The 17,880-nt window shown below is 71.1% G+C and carries 18 protein-coding genes; 8 read left to right on the top strand and 10 right to left on the bottom strand.

Annotated elements, in window-relative coordinates; all coding sequences use genetic code 11:
- The first annotated feature begins 164 nt into the window (after window positions 1–164).
- From ureG to OG410_RS07570, 3 genes are all read left to right on the top strand, one after another.
- The gene (gene ureG, locus OG410_RS07580) at window positions 165–842 is read left to right on the top strand and encodes an urease accessory protein UreG (protein ID WP_329298421.1); all 678 of its coding nucleotides are present in this window, start codon (window positions 165–167) and stop codon (window positions 840–842) included.
- Window positions 839–1,597 (top strand): urease accessory protein UreD, encoded by a 759-nt coding sequence (locus OG410_RS07575; RefSeq protein ID WP_329298420.1) that lies wholly within the window; start codon window positions 839–841, stop codon window positions 1,595–1,597. The genes ureG and OG410_RS07575 overlap by 4 nt, the downstream gene beginning before the upstream one ends.
- A 168-nt stretch (window positions 1,598–1,765) precedes the next feature.
- Window positions 1,766–3,376 (top strand): alpha/beta hydrolase, encoded by a 1,611-nt coding sequence (locus OG410_RS07570; protein ID WP_329298419.1) that lies wholly within the window; start codon window positions 1,766–1,768, stop codon window positions 3,374–3,376.
- A gap of 69 nt (window positions 3,377–3,445) precedes the next feature.
- On the opposite strand, the gene OG410_RS07565 is transcribed toward OG410_RS07570, so the two are convergent.
- The 5 genes from OG410_RS07565 to OG410_RS07545 all read right to left on the bottom strand — a co-directional run bounded on the left by OG410_RS07565 (window position 3,446) and on the right by OG410_RS07545 (window position 8,028).
- A complete protein-coding gene (locus OG410_RS07565) occupies window positions 3,446–4,459 on the bottom strand; it encodes an NAD-dependent epimerase/dehydratase family protein (RefSeq protein ID WP_329304051.1) in 1,014 nt (337 codons plus the stop codon).
- A 55-nt stretch (window positions 4,460–4,514) separates the two neighbouring features.
- Window positions 4,515–5,240, bottom strand: a complete 726-nt coding sequence (locus OG410_RS07560) for a lysophospholipid acyltransferase family protein (RefSeq protein WP_329298418.1) — start codon at window positions 5,238–5,240, stop codon at window positions 4,515–4,517.
- 99 nt (window positions 5,241–5,339) lie between these two features.
- Window positions 5,340–6,590, bottom strand: a complete 1,251-nt coding sequence (rocD, locus tag OG410_RS07555; RefSeq protein WP_329298417.1) for an ornithine--oxo-acid transaminase — start codon at window positions 6,588–6,590, stop codon at window positions 5,340–5,342.
- Window positions 6,587–7,399, bottom strand: coding sequence for a dimethylargininase (gene ddaH, locus OG410_RS07550; protein ID WP_329298416.1), 813 nt, complete (start codon window positions 7,397–7,399; stop codon window positions 6,587–6,589). Before ddaH ends, rocD begins: the two co-directional genes overlap by 4 nt.
- A 125-nt stretch (window positions 7,400–7,524) precedes the next feature.
- Complete coding sequence (locus OG410_RS07545; RefSeq protein ID WP_329298415.1) at window positions 7,525–8,028, bottom strand: Lrp/AsnC family transcriptional regulator; 504 nt, start codon at window positions 8,026–8,028, stop codon at window positions 7,525–7,527.
- A gap of 98 nt (window positions 8,029–8,126) precedes the next feature.
- Here OG410_RS07545 and OG410_RS07540 point away from each other — a divergent pair, with 98 nt between their 5' ends.
- The 4 genes from OG410_RS07540 (at window position 8,127) to OG410_RS07525 (ending at window position 12,410) form a co-directional block, all read left to right on the top strand.
- On the top strand, window positions 8,127–8,882 hold the full coding sequence (locus OG410_RS07540) for a LytR/AlgR family response regulator transcription factor (RefSeq protein ID WP_326789147.1): 756 nt from the start codon (window positions 8,127–8,129) through the stop codon (window positions 8,880–8,882).
- Between the two features lie 11 nt (window positions 8,883–8,893).
- Window positions 8,894–9,253, top strand: a complete 360-nt coding sequence (locus OG410_RS07535) for a hypothetical protein (RefSeq protein WP_329298414.1) — start codon at window positions 8,894–8,896, stop codon at window positions 9,251–9,253.
- Window positions 9,254–9,256: 3 nt separating this feature from the next.
- A complete protein-coding gene (locus tag OG410_RS07530; protein ID WP_329298413.1) occupies window positions 9,257–11,038 on the top strand; it encodes a sodium/solute symporter in 1,782 nt (593 codons plus the stop codon).
- 166 nt (window positions 11,039–11,204) lie between these two features.
- Window positions 11,205–12,410 carry a sensor histidine kinase gene (locus tag OG410_RS07525; protein ID WP_329298412.1) on the top strand — a complete coding sequence of 402 codons (1,206 nt, stop codon included), beginning with the start codon at window positions 11,205–11,207 and terminating at the stop codon, window positions 12,408–12,410.
- Between the two features lie 89 nt (window positions 12,411–12,499).
- Here the strand turns inward: OG410_RS07525 and OG410_RS07520 are convergent, their stop codons facing one another.
- The 5 genes from OG410_RS07520 to OG410_RS07500 all read right to left on the bottom strand — a co-directional run bounded on the left by OG410_RS07520 (window position 12,500) and on the right by OG410_RS07500 (window position 17,170).
- The gene (locus tag OG410_RS07520) at window positions 12,500–12,658 is read right to left on the bottom strand and encodes a hypothetical protein (RefSeq protein WP_329298411.1); all 159 of its coding nucleotides are present in this window, start codon (window positions 12,656–12,658) and stop codon (window positions 12,500–12,502) included.
- Between the two features lie 122 nt (window positions 12,659–12,780).
- Complete coding sequence (locus OG410_RS07515) at window positions 12,781–13,734, bottom strand: cytochrome c oxidase assembly protein (protein ID WP_329298410.1); 954 nt, start codon at window positions 13,732–13,734, stop codon at window positions 12,781–12,783.
- Between the two features lie 150 nt (window positions 13,735–13,884).
- Window positions 13,885–14,910 (bottom strand): 6-phosphofructokinase, encoded by a 1,026-nt coding sequence (locus OG410_RS07510; RefSeq protein WP_329298409.1) that lies wholly within the window; start codon window positions 14,908–14,910, stop codon window positions 13,885–13,887.
- 273 nt (window positions 14,911–15,183) lie between these two features.
- The gene (locus OG410_RS07505) at window positions 15,184–15,912 is read right to left on the bottom strand and encodes a type 1 glutamine amidotransferase (RefSeq protein ID WP_328454997.1); all 729 of its coding nucleotides are present in this window, start codon (window positions 15,910–15,912) and stop codon (window positions 15,184–15,186) included.
- A 19-nt stretch (window positions 15,913–15,931) separates the two neighbouring features.
- Window positions 15,932–17,170, bottom strand: coding sequence for a MurT ligase domain-containing protein (locus tag OG410_RS07500; protein WP_326789155.1), 1,239 nt, complete (start codon window positions 17,168–17,170; stop codon window positions 15,932–15,934).
- Window positions 17,171–17,323: 153 nt separating this feature from the next.
- On the opposite strand from OG410_RS07500, the gene def reads away from it, so the two are divergent.
- Window positions 17,324–17,863, top strand: a complete 540-nt coding sequence (gene def, locus OG410_RS07495) for a peptide deformylase (protein WP_329298408.1) — start codon at window positions 17,324–17,326, stop codon at window positions 17,861–17,863.
- Window positions 17,864–17,880: the final 17 nt, after the last annotated feature.

Below are 17,880 nucleotides of genomic sequence, written 5' to 3'. Positions count from 1 at the left end.
AGTCGGACGGGCCGCGTCCTCGGGGTATTCCGCCCGCAGGTGTCGGTGCCCGTCGACCGGTCGGGCACCCGGCCTCCGGGGGGTGTCACCGACTCCGTTTGCCACCCCCACCCCACCCCACCCCACCCCAACACCAACGTGCCGAACGAAGCTGGAGCCGCACCGTGCATCTCGACCACTCTCACCACGGGCCGTCCGCGGTCAGTGCCGACGCCCGACGACCCGACGGAAGGCGCCGTGCCCTGCGCATCGGGCTCGGCGGCCCCGTCGGCTCCGGGAAGACCGCCACCGTCGCCGCGCTCTGCCGGGCGCTGCGCGACGAACTGTCCCTCGCCGTCGTCACCAACGACATCTACACCCGCGAGGACGCGGAATTCCTGCTGCGGGAGGCGGTACTGCCCCCCGAGAGGATCACCGCCGTCGAGACGGGCGCCTGCCCGCACACCGCGATCCGGGACGACATCTCCGCCAACCTCGAAGCGGTGGAGGACCTGGAGGACGAGATCGGGCCGCTGGATCTGATCCTCGTGGAGTCCGGCGGCGACAACCTCACCGCGACCTTCTCCAGGGGACTCGTCGACGCGCAGATCTTCGTGATCGACGTCGCGGGCGGGGACGACATCCCGCGCAAGGGCGGGCCCGGTGTCACGACGGCCGACCTGCTCGTCGTGAACAAGACCGACCTGGCGCCGTACGTGGGCTCCGACCTGGGGCGGATGGCCACCGACGCCAAGGCGCAGCGGGCCGAACTGCCCGTGGTCTTCCAGTCGTTGCGGACCGAGGCCGGTGTCACGGCGGTCGCCGGCTGGGTGCGGGAACGACTCGTGGCGTGGACGGCATGACGACGGCGGGAGTGCGCGCCACGGCGCGGATCGAGGCCAGGGACGACGGCCGGGGCGGGACCTCGCTGCCGGTGCTGGACGGAGAGGGGCCGCTCGCCCTGCGCCGGATCCGGAGCGGCGGGTCCGAGGCGCGCGTGATGCTGGTCGGGGCGATGAGCGGACCGCTCGGCGGGGATCACCTCGCCGTCGAGGCCCGGGTCGGTCCGGGCGCGCGACTGCGGGTCGGCTCGGCCGCCGCCACCATCGCGCTGCCCGGCCAGGCAAAAGGGGAGGCCCGCTACGACGTGCGCCTGAACGTGGCCGACGGAGGTGAACTGTGCTGGCTGCCCGAACAGCTGATCTCCGCGGGCGGCAGCGATCTCTCCGTCGCCTCGCGCGTCGACCTCGAACCCGGCGCCCGGCTCGTCTTCCGGGAGGAACAGGTGCTCGGGCGCGTCGGTGAGGAACCCGGGCGGCTCACCAGCCGTCTCACCGTGCGACGCGACGGACGGGCCCTGCTCGACCAGGAGGTGGCCTGCGGTCCGGGTGCGCCCGGCGGCTGGGACGGGCCCGCTGTCCTCGCCGGGCATCGGGCTCTCGGACAGCTCGTCGTCGTACGACCGGAGTTCGAGAGGGCCGCGCCGGCGGCGCGACCGCTCGGGGAGTACGCCGCGCTCACCCCGCTCGCCGGACCCGCCGTGCTCGTGACGGCACTGGCCCCCGACGCGCTGCTGCTGCGACGGGTGCTGGACGAAGCGCTGCGTGAACTGATGTGACGTCAACTATGTTGCCCGGAATGGCCTTTCACATCAGGTTCACCGCTCACCGGAACACGTCGTACCGGCTATCGGATTGGTAAAGAACACCGGTCACGTCTGTTGCCAGGGACCTCACAGCAGAAAGGATCCCCGTATCCATCGCAACGATGTACGGGGAGGTCACACTTGAGGTCCAATGGACCCACGAAGCGGGTGGCAGCGCTCGGTTCGGCCGGAGCGCTCGTCACCGCGACCCTGATAGCCGGAGCCGTCGCTGCTCCGTCGGCCACCGCCGACTCGCGGGACGGCCGGAGCTACGGGCAGAACCGCGAGCAGCGCGGAGCGGCCATCGCCGCCGAGCGGGCCGCCAAGGCCGGGATCGACTGGCAGGACTGCCCGGCCGACTGGGGCTTCGAGAAGCCGATCCAGTGCGGCTGGGTGAGCGTCCCGCTGGACTACGCGCACCCTTACGGCAAGCAGATCAAACTGGCCGTGGACCGCATCGGGAACACCGGTACCAAGGCGGAGCGCCAGGGCGCGCTCGTCTACAACCCGGGCGGCCCCGGTGGCTCCGGCATGCGCTTCCCGCGCCGTGTCACCACCAAGGCCCCGCTGTGGGCGAACACCGCCAAGGCGTACGACTTCGTGGGCTTCGACCCGCGCGGAGTCGGCCACTCGGCGCCCATCTCCTGCATCGACCCGCAGGAGTTCGTCAAGGCGCCCAAGGCGGACCCGGTCCCGGACTCCGAGGCCGACAAGCGGGCCCAGCGCAAGCTGGCCGCGGAGTACGCCGACGGCTGCGCCGAGCGCAGCGGCAAGGCCGTGCTGGCGCAGATGACCACGCCCAACACGGCACGCGACCTCGACGTCATCCGGGCCGCGCTCGGCGAGAAGAAGCTCAACTTCCTGGGCGTCTCCTACGGCACCTACCTCGGCGCCGTCTACGGCACGCTGTTCCCGGGCCACGTGCGCCGCATGATCGTCGACAGCGTCGTCAACCCGTCGCGCGACAACATCTGGTACCAGGCCAACCTGGAGCAGGACATCGCCTTCGAGGGCCGCTGGAAGGACTGGGAGGACTGGGTCGCCAAGAACGACGCCACCTTCCACCTCGGTGACACCCGCGCCAAGGTGCAGGACCAGTGGCTGAAGCTGCGCGCCACCGCGAAGAAGAGCCCGCTGGGCGGAGTCGTCGGCCCCGCCGAGCTGATCTCCTTCTTCCAGAGCGCTCCGTACTACGACTCCTCGTGGGTGCCGGTCGCCTCGGTGTTCAGCAAGTACGCCGCCGGTGACACCCAGGCGCTCGTCGACGCCGCGTCCCCCGACCTCACGGACACGGCGGGCAACATCTCCTCGGAGAACGGCAACGCCGTGTACACGGCCGTCGAGTGCACCGACGCGCAGTGGCCCACCAGTTGGAAGAAGTGGGACCGGGACAACACGCGGCTCAACGCCGAATATCCCTTCATGACCTGGGCCAACGCATGGATGAACCTTCCGTGCGCCACCTGGGGGGTCAAGCAGCAGTCCCCGGTGGAGGTGAAGACCGGCAAGGGCCTGCCCGCCGTCCTCATCGTGCAGTCCACCAATGACGCCGCCACCCCGTACGTCGGTGCCGTCGAGCTGCACAAGCGGTTCAAGGGCTCCCGCCTGATCACCGAGCAGGGCGCGGGCTCGCACGGTGTGACCGGACTGGTCAACCCGTGCATCAACGGGCGGGTGGACTCCTACCTGCTCACCGGCAAGACGGACGCCGCCGACGTGACGTGCACGCCGCACGCCACTCCGCAGCCGTAGTACTCGCCCACGAGGGGGCGGCCGGTCCGACCGGCCGCCCCCTCCGGCGTACGCCGTGACGGCGCCGCCTCAGGAGGAGAGCCAGGCGTCCTCCGCCGCGTAGTCGAAGAGGTCCCCGTAGTTCCTGGCCATCGCGGGATACGCCTCACGCCAGTCCTTCCCCGCGAGGTGCCGCTCGATCGAGGCGACCGTCTCCGGGAGCCTGTCGGCGTACCGGGTCACGGGGCGGTAGCCCAGCTCCCTCTCGGCGGCGCTCATGTCGCAGACCACGGGCAGGGGGACCGACCAGGGAGTGTCGCCAACCGTCGGGGACGGGGGAGGCCCGTCGACGAGAACGTCCTCCGTCCGGGCGCCCATCACCACGTCGATCGCCCGGACGATCTCGGCCACGGTCGGCGCGTCGGGGTCACAGGCGTTCAGGACGCGCGAGCCCGGTCGTGCGGCGGCCAGCCGGATCAGCTCGGCGAGGGTGTGGACGCTCACCGGATGGAAACGGCTCGCGCCGCCGTACGCGAGGATCCGCCTGCGGCGTCCGTCCAGATTGCGCTTGACGGCATACAGCTCGCGGGGCGTGCGGCCGTACGGGCCGTGGACGGCTCCCGCCCGCAACAGCGTCGTCGGCAACCGGTCGCCCGCGGCGAGGAGTTCACACTCCAGGGCCGCCTTGCGTGTGCTGTACGTGGCCTCACCGGGTCGGGCGGTCCCCTGGTTCTCCGGGATCGGCACGGGATACGCGGGGAAGCCGTCCGGCTCCGACTGCGTGTCGAAACCGCGCCCCTTGTCGTCCTCGTACACCGACACACTGGAGATGACGACGGCCGAGCCCACCCGGCCGGCGAGCTCCGTCAACTGCCGTGCGTGGTCCGCTCCGTACGCGACGATGTCCACGAGCACGTCGCAGCCGTCGCCGACCGCCGCGGCCAACGCGGTGTCGTCCTCCCGGTCGAGCGCCGCCGTGCGCACCCCGGCGGGCCAGCCGTCGTCGCGACGGCCGCCGCGCGAAGCGGCCGTCACCTCCCAGCCGTCCCGGGCGAGCGCCGTCACGGCCGCGCGTCCGATCTGTCCTGTCGCTCCGATCACCACAGCACGTCTCATACGTAAGAAACGTACAGGACGTACAGGTAGGTTCCCGGTCGGGTCAACTCATCGGCATTCGGGGGAACTTGCGGCTCGCCTCGGCCCTCTCCGCCGCTTCCTCGGCCTTGACGTCGGCCGCGTACCGGTCGACGTACTCCTGCTCGGAGAGCGCCAGGATGGCGTACATGATCTCGTCGGTGATGGCGCGCAGGATGGCCTTCTCGCCCTCCATCCCGGCGTAGCGCGAGAAGTCGAGCGGCTTGCCGAAGCGGATCACCACGGGGTGGATCCGCGGGAGCTTCCTGCCCGGGGGCTGGGCCTCGAAGGTGCCGATCATCGCGCAGGGGACGACCGGGGCCTGAGCCCGCAGGGCCATCACCGCGACACCCACCTTGCCCTTGTAGAGGCGTCCGTCGTGCGAGCGGGTGCCCTCGGGGTAGATCCCGAGCAGCTCGTCCTTGTTCAGCACGCCGAGGCCCTCGCGGATGGCGGCCTGTCCCGCTTCCTTGCCCGACCGGTCCACCGGAATCTGTCCGATGCTGCGGAAGAACGCCGCCGTCAGCCGCCCCTTGATACCGGGTCCGGTGAAGTACTCGGCTTTCGCCAGGAAGGTGATCCGGCGCTTCAGGATCGCCGGCATCAGGAAGTGGTCCGCGAAGGACAGATGATTGCCGGCCACGATGGCCCGGCCCGACGACGGTACGTGCTCAAGGCCCTCGATCCGGGGCCGGAAGGCCACTCGCAGCAACGGACCCAGAAGCACGTACTTGAGCACGTAATAGAACACTGGGGCACTCCTCGTTTTCCCCGGGAGCGATCAGTGTAGGCGCGGCCGTCGCCGGGCGTAACCAGCGTGGTGTCACTCTCTGTGGCCTCTTGGCCGGTATCAGACTCCTTGCGTCAGAACTTTCTCGAGAGACCCGAGAGCCGACCGGAGTTCCGCGGCCGTGATGGTCAGCGGCGGCGCCAGCCGGATGGTCGAACCGTGGGTGTCCTTGACCAGAATTCCCTCGTTCATCAGGCCCTGGCTGATCTCGCGGCCCGTGCCGATGGAGGGATCGATGTCGACGCCCGCCCACAGCCCCCGTGACCGGAAGCCCTCGACGCCCCGGCCCACCAGGGCCGTCAGCCCGTCCCGCAGCACGGCGCCCAGCTCGGCCGCCGTGCGCTGGTACTCGCCGGTCTCCAGCAGGCCCACGACCGCCGAACCGACCGCCGCGGCCAGCGGATTGCCGCCGAAGGTGGAACCGTGCTCACCCGGACGCAGCACACTCAGCACGTCCCGGCGGCCGACCACCGCGGAGACCGGCACGATGCCGCCGCCGAGCGCCTTGCCGAGCAGCAGCAGGTCGGGGACGACCGACTCGTGTTCCACCGCCAGAGTGGTGCCGGTGCGGCCGAGCCCTGACTGGATCTCGTCCGCGACGAAGAGGCAGCCGGTGCGGCGGGTGAGCTCGCGGACGCCGGCGAGATAGCCGTCGTCCGGGATGACCACGCCCGCCTCGCCCTGGATGGGCTCGAGCAGCACCGCTGCCGTCGTCTCGTCGATCGCCGCTTCGAGCGCGGCCAGGTCGTTGTACGGCACGACCCGGAAGCCGGGCGTGAAGGGCCCGAAGCCGGTACGGGCCGTCTCGTCCGTGGAGAAGCTGACGATCGTGGTCGTACGGCCGTGGAAGTTGTCGGCCGCCACCACGATGGTGGCCCGGCCCGGCTCGACGCCCTTCACCTCGTACGCCCACTTGCGGGCCACCTTGATGGCGCTCTCCACCGCCTCGGCGCCCGTGTTCATCGGCAGGACCATGTCCAGGCCCGTCAACGCGGCCAGGGACTCGGCGAATCCGGCCAACTGGTCGTTGTGGAAGGCCCGTGAGGTCAGGGTGAGCCGGTCGAGCTGGCGGTGCGCCGCCTCGATCAGCACCGGGTTGCGGTGGCCGAAGTTGAGCGCGGAGTAGCCCGCCAGCATGTCGAGATAGCGCCGCCCCTCCACATCCTCGACCCAGGTGCCCTCGGCGTGCGCGACGACCACGGGCAGCGGGTGGTAGTTGTGCGCCAGGACGGGGCCCTCGGCCCGGATCAGTTCCTCGGAGCTGCGGGCGCCTGCGCCGGCGGGCTCGGTCGCACGGGCGGGAGCGGTCATGAACGGATCTCCTGTGTGCAGCACTTGATGCCGCCGCCGGCCTTGTGGAGCTCCGACAGGTCGACGGGGACGGGGACGTAGCCGTGGCGGACGAGCTGGCCGGCGAGGGCCTCGGCGCGCGGCGCGATGAAGACGTGGCGGCCGTCCGAGACGGAGTTGAGGCCGAAGGCGAGGGCGTCCTCACGGGTGGCGAGCACCGCGTCGGGGAACAGCCGGCTCAGCACCTCGCGGCTGCCCGGCGAGAACGCCTCCGGGTAGTACGCGATGTTGTCGCCGTCGAGGACGAAGAGCGCGGTGTCCAGGTGGTAGAAGTGCGGATCCACCAGGCGCAGGCCGATGACCGGGACGCCGAAGAACTCCTGGACCTCGCGATGGGCCTCGGGCGTGGTGCGAAATCCCGTACCGGCGAGGATGTAGCGGCTCGTCGGGACGAGGTCGCCCTCGCCCTCGCACACCGACTCCGGGCGGTAGACGTCGAAACCGGCCGTCTTGAACCAGGTCTCGTACGCGGTGGACTCGGGGCGGCGCTCGGGTGCGTGGAAGGACGAGCCGAAGACACGGCCGCCCAGGACGAGCGCGCAGTTCGCTGCGAAGACCATGTCGGGAAGCCCGGGAACCGGTTCGACGGAGTCGACGGTGTGGCCGTGCGCGCGATAGGCGCTGATCAGCGCCTGCCACTGATCTCGCGCGAGATCGGCGTCCACGGGGGTGTCGGGACGCATCCATGGGTTGATCGCGTACTGCACGGCGAAGTGTCTGGGGTCGCAGACGAGGAAGCGCCGGGGGCGCGGCACACGGCTTTCGGGCACAGAGAGGTTCCTCCGCTTCCTGCGGTGTCGGCTGGTGGGATGCCTCCACGGTAAGAAGCGAGGGCCAGGCACGACAAGCGACGAGAGCTGCGTGTATACGCAGGACCGCTGCGTGATCGGCAGGTTCAGCGCACGTTTCCTGCGTCATCGGGAGCCGCGTGCGTCGCCCCGGCCTCCGGGGCCTCGGGCAGCAGATGGGACAGCACCATGTAGCTGACCGTCTTCCGGATGAACGGCTCCACCCGGATGCGCTCCAGCACCTCCTCGAAGTGCTCCACGTCGACGGCCCGTACATGCAGCAGCGCGTCCGCGCCCCCGGTCACCGTCATCGCCGCGGTGATCTCCGGATGGTTGCGCACCACCTCCGCCAGCCGCCTGGGCGGGGCCGCGCCCTCGCAGTACACCTCCACGTAGGCCTCGGTGCGCCAGCCGAGCGCCGCGGGCTTCACCGTGGCCGTGAACCCGGTGATCACGCCGGTCTCGCGCAGCCGGTCGACACGGCGCTTGACCGCCGTCGCGGACAGTCCGATCGCCGCGCCGATCTCCGCGAAGCTCGTCCGGGCATTGGCCATCAGGGCTGTGACGATCTTGCGGTCGAGCTCGTCGAACATCGCGGGCTTGCTGCTCATAGGCGCACTGTATCCAGCGGCGACCACCACCCGGCCGGCGGCGACGGCCGTGTCCCGCACATGTCCAGCCACGCGAATCGCTCCTACACTCCACTCTCATGCTGCGCGCGCTCGCCGTCGACGACGAACAACCCTCCCTCGAAGAGCTGCTGTATCTGCTCAACGCCGATCCCCGGGTCGGCAGCGCCGAGGGCGCGAGCGACGCGACCGAGGCGCTGCGCCGCATCAACCGGGCCCTCCAGTCGGGCCCCGGCGGCCCCGAGGCGATCGACGTCGTCTTCCTCGACATCCACATGCCCGGCCTGGACGGGCTCGACCTGGCCCGGCTGCTCGGCGGGTTCGCCCAGCCGCCGCTCGTCGTGTTCGTCACCGCCCACGAGGGGTTCGCCGTGCAGGCCTTCGAACTCAAGGCCGTCGACTACGTCCTGAAGCCCGTACGCCGCGAACGGCTCGCCGAGGCGGTCCGCAGGGCGGCCCAACTACGGGACACCGCACCCCTGATCCCCGTCCACGAGCCCGACCCCGACCACATATCCGTCGAACTCGGCGGAGTGACACGCTTCGTGGCCGTCGAGGACATCACCCACGTCGAGGCCCACGGCGACTACGCCCGGCTGCACACCGCACAGGGCAGCCACCTGGTCCGCATCCCGCTGTCCACCCTCGAGGAACGCTGGCGCCCCCGCGGCTTCGTCCGCATCCACCGGCGCCACCTCGTCGCCCTGCGCCACATCGGCGAACTCCGCCTGGACGCGGGCACGGTGAGCGTCCTCGTCGACTCCGTCGAACTCCAGGTCAGCCGCCGCCACGCCCGCCAACTGCGCGATCTGCTGCTGCGCCGGACCACGAGCTGAGGAGCACCAGCGTGCCGCAGGACCCCACCGAACGCCGCGTGGTCGTCACCGGAGCGCCCCGGCGCGCTCGCCGGACGTCCGGCTACTACCGGCCGAGGACCGAGATCGACGAACAGACCACCCTCGGCCACACCTATGTGCGTTCCCTGATGCGCAGTCAACTCCGGGCCGCATGCGTCACGTTCGCGGTTCTGGTCCTGCTCGTCGGACCACTGCCGCTGGTCTTCGCCGCGATGCCGGACGGAGCCACCCTGGAATGGGCCGTCCTCGGCTTCTGCCTCTACCCGCCGCTCGTGCTGCTCGCCCGCTGGTACGTCCGGCGAGCGGAACGCAACGAGAGGGACCTCGTGCGCCTGGTCGAGGACCGCTGAACCGTGAACGAGAACTACTCCGTTCCCGCCGTCGCCCTCGTCGTCCTCGCGACCGTCCTGGTCGGCGCGTTCGGGCTGCGCATCTCCCGGACCACCTCCGACTTCTACGTCGCCTCGCGCACCGTCGGACCCCGGCTCAACGCGGCCGCGATCAGCGGCGAATACCTCTCCGCCGCCTCCTTCCTGGGCATCGCCGGCCTGGTGCTCGTCCAGGGCCCCGACATGCTCTGGTACCCGGTCGGCTACACCGCCGGCTATCTCGTGCTGCTCCTCTTCGTCGCGGCACCCCTGCGCCGCTCCGGCGCCTACACCCTGCCCGACTTCGCGGAGGCCCGGCTCGGCTCCCAGGCCGTCAGACGGCTCGCCGGGGCGTTCGTCGTCGGCGTCGGCTGGCTCTATCTGCTGCCTCAACTCCAGGGTGCGGGGCTGACGTTGGCCGTGCTGACCGACGCGCCCGACTGGTTCGGCGGGGTGCTGGTCGCTGTCGTCGTGGTGGCCACGGTCGCCGCGGGCGGCATGCGCAGCATCACTTTCGTCCAGGCCTTCCAGTACTGGCTCAAGCTCACCGCCCTGCTCGTGCCCGCGCTCTTCCTGATCCTCGCCTGGCAGTCCCACGGCGCCCCCCGCGACGCCTTCGAGGAACCGCCGGCCTTCCGCGAACAGGGCCTCGTTCAGGTCGATTCCACACTCGACCTGAAGCTCACCCGGCCACTGACCGTCACCGCCACGGGCACGGTCGACGGCCGGCGGTACGAGGCCACGCGCGTCCGGCTCCCGCGGGGCACCCACCGCATCGACGGCGGCACCCGGCTGACCTTCGACCGGGGTACTCCGGTCCCGGCGGCCGAACGCGGCAGCGACGACGCCCTGGCGACCTCCCCGGCCGCCGGCCGCGAGGAACGCCCGCTCTACGCCACCTACGGCCTGATCCTCGCCACCTTCCTCGGCACGATGGGCCTCCCGCACGTCGTCGTCCGCTTCTACACCAGCCCGCACGGAGTCGCCGCTCGCCGCACCACCGTCGCCGTACTCGGCCTGATCGGCGCCTTCTACCTCCTGCCGCCCGTCTACGGGGCGCTGGGCCGGCTGTACGCCCCCGAACTCAGCCTCACCGGCGACGCGGACGCCGCCGTCCTCCTGCTGCCCGACCGGATGATCGGCGGAGCCGGCGCGGACCTGCTCGGGGCGCTCGTCGCGGGCGGTGCCTTCGCCGCGTTCCTCTCGACGGCGTCCGGGCTCACCATGGCGGTCGCCGGGGTGCTCACCCAGGACGTCCTGCCCTCCCGAGGTGTACGGCACTTCCGGCTCGGCACCGTCCTGGCGATGGCCGTACCGCTCGCCGCGAGCATGCTGGTGGGAGGGCTGCCCGTCGCCGACGCGGTGGGGCTCGCGTTCGCGGTGTCCGCGTCCTCCTTCTGCCCGCTGCTGGTCCTCGGCATCTGGTGGCGGCGGCTCACCCCGCCCGGGGCGGCGGCCGGGATGATCGGCGGCGGCGGCGCGGCCCTCGTCGCCGTCGGCGCCACCATGGCCGGCTATCCGGGGACGACGGGCTCCCTGCGCGCCCTGCTCGCCTGGCCGGCGCTCTGGTCGGTGCCGCTCGGCTTCGTGACCATGGTGCTGGTCTCGCTGGCCACCGCCGCCCGCGTACCGGCCGGCACGGCGGCGATCCTCGCCCGCTTCCACCTCCCGGAGGAACTCACTGACGGCCAGGTCCGCGCGGCGGTCGGCGGGACAGCGGGCGCGGCGGCGGGCATGACGGCGGCCACGAAGGAGGCCGGACCATGAGGGCCCCGGCCGACGGGCCGAGCGGTGAGGGGCCGAGCGGTGAGGGGCCGAGCGGTGAGGGGCCCCGGCTCGGGGTGCTACGGGACCGGTGGTCGTCCGGGCCTTCGTGCAGGCGTGGGTACGGGTGCCGGTGCCGGTGCGGGTTCGTGGACGGGACGGTGAGCCGGTGAGCGGATTCATCGCCGGGCTGTGTGTGGCCGTGCTCCCCTTGCTGGCGGCCGGGTTCTGGCTCGGCAGGCGTACCGCGCGGCCCGAGAACCTCGGCGGACTCGGCACCCCGGTCGAGCACGCCACCTTCGAGACCCTGCACACCGCCTCGCTCGCCGCGCCCCCGCTCCGTGCCGGACTCACCGAGGAGACGGCCCGCCGGTCCGCCCGCCGGCTGCGCACCCTGCTCGGCACGGACGCCCTGTGCCTGACCGACCAGGAGACGGTACTCGCCTGGGACGGCGTCGGCGCCCATCACCGCACCGAGGTCATGGAACGTCTCGGCGGCCCGCTGGAGACCGGCCGGGGAGAGGCCTTCAGGCTGACCTGCGACGAGCCCGACTGCCCGCTGCGCTGGGCCGTCGTCGCACCGCTCACCGTCGACGAACGGGTGCACGGAGCACTCGTCGCCTGCGCGCCCCGCGAGTCCGCGGTCCTCGTACGCGCCGCCGGCGAGGTCGCGCGCTGGGTCTCCGTCCAACTGGAGCTGGCCGACCTCGACCGGTCCCGGACACGGCTGATCGAGGCGGAGATCAAGGCGCTGCGCGCCCAGATATCCCCGCACTTCATCTTCAACTCGCTCGCCGTGATCGCCTCGTTCGTCCGCACCGACCCGGAGCGCGCCCGCGAGCTCCTTCTGGAGTTCGCCGACTTCACCCGCTACTCGTTCCGCAGGCACGGCGACTTCACCACGCTCGCCGACGAGCTGCACGCCATCGACCACTACCTGGCACTCGTCCGGGCCCGCTTCGGCGAGCGGCTGTCCGTCACCCTCCAGATCGCACCCGAGGTGCTGCCGGTCGCGCTGCCCTTCCTCTGCCTCCAGCCCCTGGTGGAGAACGCCGTCAAGCACGGACTCGAGGGCAAGACCGACAAGAGCCACATCAGCATCACGGCGCAGGACGCCGGTGCGGAGGCGCTCGTGGTCATCGAGGACAACGGCGTGGGCATGGACCCCGAACGGCTGCGCCGCATCCTGTCCGGCGAGGCCAGCCCCTCCGGTGGGATAGGCCTCTCCAACGTCGACGAACGGCTGCGCCAGGTGTACGGCGATGATCACGGCCTGGTCATCGAGACCGCGGTGGGAGCGGGAATGAAGATCACCGCCCGGCTCCCCAAGTACCAGCCCGGCGTGCACTCGGCGGCCGGCCGGCCACGGCTGTGACGGGCCGACCGCCCCCGGCGGTGAAGGGTGACCCGGCGGACGGACCCGGCGGACCGGGGAGAAGCCCGGCCGGTGCGACGGGCTCGCGGTCAGGTGCCGCGGGAGGCCACCATCCCCAGGGTGATCAGGCCGAGCACGACCCAGCCGAACCACAGCCAGCCGTTGCTGCCCAGCGCCACCGTGTAGGCCGTCACCACGACGAGCCCGCCCACGGTGAGCACCCCCATCGTCTTCGTCGAACCGGGCATCGCAGCACCCTCCTCCAGGCGGGTCCGCGGCGCGGGCCGTGACCTTTGGGGCCATTTTCACCCGGAGGGACGCGCTTCGCCAGGGCCGTGCGGACTCCCGGTCCCCTGGGCGGAGCCGGAATTCAGCGGCTGCGTGCGTTGAGCGAGGCCAGATAGGCGTTGTAGGCCTCGAGTTCCTTGTCGCCGTCCCGGTCGGCGGCGCGGTCCATGCGCTTGGCCTGCCGCTGCTCGGAGTTGTACCACTGGAAGAGCAGCGCGAGCAGGACGAGGACGGAGGGGATCTCGCTGAACGCCCAGGCGATCCCGCCGGCGGCGGTCTGGTCGGCGAGCGCGTCGATGCCGAGGGAGGCCGGCGGATTCTTGTACGACTCCACCATCGGGCCCGAGGCCATCATCAGCGCGATGCCGAAGAACGCGTGGAACGGCATCCCCGCGAACAGCTCCAGCATCCGCATCAGATAGCCCGGGCGGTGCGGGCCGGGGTCCACGCCCATGATCGGCCAGAAGAAGACCAGCCCGACGGCGAGGAAGTGGCACATCATCACGATGTGGCCCGCGGTGGAGCCCATCAGGAAGTCGAAGATGGGGGAGAAGTACAGCGCGTACAGGCTCGCGATGAACATCGGGATGGTGAACGCCGGGTGCGTGACGACCCGCATGTACCGGCTGTGCAGGAACATCAGCAGCAGTTCACGCGGACCCTTGCTGCCCCGCTTCGCGGCCACCGGCAGCGCGCGCAGCGCCAGCGTGACCGGCGCCCCGAGCAGGATCAGGATCGGGGACAGCATGCTGATCACCATGTGCTGGACCATGTGCACGCTGAACATGACCATGCCGTAGTCGTTCAGCCTGGTGCACATGACGAGCATCACGGTCAGCACGCCGATGACGAAGGAGGCCGTACGGCCCCACGACCAGGCGTCGCCGCGCCGGGCGAGCCGGACGGCTCCCCAGCCGTACAGGCCGAGCCCGAGCAGGCACGCGACGAGGAAGAACGGGTCCGCGGACCACTCGAGCCCCCGCCCCAGCGTGAACGGCGGCAGATCCATGGTCATGCCGTGCCCGCTGTGATCCATCCGCCGGCTCCTGTTTCTGGGGTGCCTCCCCTGCCCTTTCAAGGCCTGCCCTTTTAAGGCACTGGGGGAGGTTGTGCGCTGTCTGTCCGCACCAGAGTAGAACCGCCCCCGGCCGCGACTGCGACCGGGGGCGGTTCTGCCGTGTACGTCTCAGAGCACGCACTCCGCCTCGGCGTAGCGCTCGTCCGGAACCGTCTTCAGGGTCTCGACCGCCTCGGCGAGCGACACCATCACGATGTCGGTGCCGCGCAGCGCGGTCATCTTCCCGAACTCGCCCCGGTGCACGGCCTCCACGGCGTGCCACCCGAACCGGGTCGCGAGCACGCGGTCGTACGCCGTCGGGGTGCCGCCCCGCTGCACGTGGCCGAGGATGACCGGGCGGGCCTCCTTGCCGAGCCGTTCCTCCAGCTCGATGGAGAGCTGCCGGGCGATGCCCGCGAAGCGCTCGTGGCCGTAGACGTCCTTGCCGCCCTCGTCGTACTCCATCGAGCCCTCGCGGGGCTTGGCGCCCTCGGCGGCGACGACGATGGCGAACCGCTTGCCCGCCTCGAACCGTTCGCCGACCCGCGCGGCCAGCTCCTCGATGTCGAAGGGCCGCTCCGGTACGACGATGGCGTGGGCGCCCGCGGCCATGCCGGAGTGCAGCGCGATCCAGCCGGTGTGGCGGCCCATGACCTCCACGATCAGGACACGCTGGTGGGACTCCGCGGTGGTCTTCAGCCGGTCGAGGGCCTCGGTCGCGACACCGACGGCCGTGTCGAAGCCGAAGGTGACGTCCGTGACCGCGATGTCGTTGTCGATGGTCTTCGGCACGCCGACGATCGGCAGGCCGCTGTCCGACAGCAGGCGGGCCGCCTTCAGCGTGCCCTCGCCGCCGATCGGGATGATCGCGTCGAGCCCGAGGTCCGCGACGTGCCCCTTGGCCCGCTCCACGCCGTCACGCAGATGCGCGGGCTGGACCCGGGAGGAGCCGAGCATGGTGCCGCCGCGAGCCAGGATTCCGCTCACCGCGTCGAGGTCGAGCTTGAGGTAGTCGCACTCCAGGAGACCCTTCCAGCCGTCCCGGAAGCCGATGACCTCGTCGCCGTGGTCGACGACGGCGCGGTGTACGACCGACCGGATGACGGCGTTCAGGCCGGGGCAGTCGCCGCCGGACGTGAGGACACCAATGCGCATAGCCCGAAATACCTTCTCAACGTGGTCCGGGGACCGGACCACGTTGTCCGGCAAGGATTCCCGCCACCCTACCGGCGGGAGGGGCCCGCGCCCTACCGTGCGTCCGCCTGCTGGACGCACCCGCTCACCTGTGCGGATGCGGTTTCAGACGGGCTCCGGGCGGGGCCGGACGGGCCTGTTCGGTGGAGCGGAAACGGTTCTTCTCGGGGAACGCAAAGAGGAACCGTTCCTCCTCGAGAAACGGTTCCTCTCACCCGTCGGGGCGGGCCGGCCCTACGCGGGCTGCTGGGCGGACGAGATGCGCTCGGAACGCAGCGCCTCGTACCAGCGGTCGTCGGTCGGCGGCAGCGCGTTGACGTCGAGGGCCAGCTTCAGCAGCAGGTCCGCGATCTGCGGGTTGCGGGCGAGGACGGGCCCGTGCATGTACGTGCCGAACACGGTGTCGTTGTACGCGCCCTCGGTGCCGTCACCCGTGCCGTTGCCCTTGCCGAGCCGCACGTTCGCGAACGCACGGGCGGTGGGCCCGAGGTGGGTGACGCCCTGGTGGTTCTCGAAGCCGGTGAGCTGGGGCAGACCGAGCCGCGGGTCGATGTCGCCGAGGACGTCGCCGACGCACCGCTCGCCCTCACCGCGCACCGAGACCACATCGAGCAGGCCGAGGCCCGGCTCGCGCTGGCCGAGGTCGTTGATGAACTCGTGCCCGAGGATCTGGTAGCCGGCGCAGACGGAGAACACGATCGCGCCGTTGCCGACCGCGCGCTCCAGACCGCCGTCGCGGCGCAGCCGCTCCGCGGCCAGCCGCTGCGGCCGGTCCTCGCCGCCGCCGATGAGGTAGATGTCACCGGAGGTCGGGACCGGCTGGTCGCTGCGCACGTCGACACGGGCCACGTCGAGGCCGCGCTGACGCGCCCGGCGCTCCACGACCAGGGCGTTGCCCTGGTCGCCGTAGGTGCTCAGCAGGTCTGGGTAGATCCACACCAGGCGCAGGCTGTTGTCAGTCATTCTCTTCGTCCTCCGTGGCTCAGTTGCCGACACGACGCCTCAAGTCCTGGAATGCGGTGTAGTTCGCGATGACCTCGATCCGTCCGGGCGGTGCCATCTGCACGGCCTGGTCGAGGGTGTCGCAGACCTGGAACTGCTGGTTGGCGACTTCGAGGCGGACGGCGAGGTCGAGCTTGCGGTCGCCGAGAACGAAGATCGGGTGTCCGGTCAGGCGGGTGTAGTCGACGTCCCACAGCCAGGAGGTGTCGGTGCCGTCGGCGCCGCGCGCGTTCACCGAGAGGATGACCGGGGTCGGCGGCGGGTCGATCAGGGAGAAGGTCTCCAGCCAGCCCGCGGGGTTCTTGGCGAGCAGCAGACGCAGATCGCGCTCCATGAACTGGACCACGTCGTAGCGTCCGGCCACCGCCTGCACCTGGTACATGCGCTCCAGGGCGACCTGCGGCGGCACTCCGAAGACGGCGGCCACGGCGGCCGACGAGGCGGCGTTCGCCTTGTTGGCGCGGCCCGGCAGCTGGAGGTGGATCGGCCACGCGGAGCCGTGCGGGTCGAGGACGTGGTCCCCGGACAGGGCCCAGGTCGGCGTGGGACGGCGGAAGCCGCACTCGCCGCAGAACCAGTCGTCGCCGGGGCGCTGCATCACACCGCCGCACGAGGGGCAGGACCAGGCGTCTTCCTTCCACATCTGGCCGGCCGCCACCCACATGACGTTCGGCGAGGAGGACGCGGCCCAGACGACCAGCGGGTCGTCCGCGTTGGCGATCACGACGGCCTTGGAACCGGCCAGTCCCTCACGCCAGTGCTCGGCCATCATCCGGGTCTCGGCGGCCCGGTCGAGCTGGTCGCGCGACAGGTTCAGCAGCGCGATGCACTTCGGGTCGGTGTCACGTGCCACACCGGCGAGGTACTTCTCGTCGACCTCGATGACCGCGAACTTGGCGTCCGAGCCGCCGGCCAGCGCCGAGGTGATGCCCGCGGGCATGTTGGCGCCGAGCGCGTTGGAAACGACCGGGCCCGCGGCGCGCAGCGCCTCCGCGATCAGCCGGGTCGTCGTGGTCTTGCCGTTGGTCGCCGACACCAGGATCACGTCCAGGTGCGTGGCGAGCCTCGCCAGCAGGTCGGGGTCGAGCTTGAGCGCCACCCGGCCGCCGATCACCGATCCGCTGCCGCGTCCGGCGGCTCGCGAGACGGCTGCCGCCGCCTTGCCCGCCGTCACGGCCAGCTTGGCCCGCGGCGACAGCGGGTCCGAGTTGCCTGACATCGTTTCTCGATCCTCCTTGCGTACGCGCCGCGCCCCTGCCCCCGGCACATGTGGGGGTCAGCCTATCGAGATCCACTCACGGGCCCGAATCGCGGCACCATCTCGGTGCCGACGCGACCTGCGCGCGCCTGTCAGGACCGTACCCTTGCCGCCATGCGACACGGTTCCATCCCCGGCACCCACGGGCGCGTCCGGCCCCTCATCCTGCTAGGTGACCCCGCCCTGCGTACAGCCTGCGAGGACGTCACAGATTTTGGTCCTCAACTCGCGGAGCTCGTCGAGGACATGTTCGCGACGATGTACGCCGCCGAGGGCGTCGGCCTCGCCGCGAACCAGATCGGCGTCGGTCTGAGGGTCTTCGTGTACGACTGCCCGGACGACGGCGATGTCCGTCATGTCGGACATGTGGTGAACCCCCGTCTTGTCGAGGCGGACGGTGTGGTCCTGCGCGGACCGGAGGGCTGTCTCTCGCTGCCCGGTCTGGAGGCCGGCACCGAGCGCTTCGACCACGCGGTCGTCGAGGGCCGGACGGTCACCGGTGAGCCGGTCACGGTGCACGGCACCGGCTGGTTCGCGCGGTGTCTCCAGCACGAGTGCGACCACCTCGACGGCGGGGTGTACGCGGACCGGCTCACCGGGTGGCGACGGCGGCGTCTTCTGCGCAAGGTGGCACGGGCTTCCTGGAGCGGCTGAGGGTCGTCCGGTGCCGC

Source organism: Streptomyces sp. NBC_00659, assembly GCF_036226925.1.
Classification (GTDB): domain Bacteria; phylum Actinomycetota; class Actinomycetes; order Streptomycetales; family Streptomycetaceae; genus Streptomyces.
The sequence above is the reverse complement of the archived record's forward strand: the minus strand, read 5'-3'. Positions and strand labels throughout refer to the sequence as shown.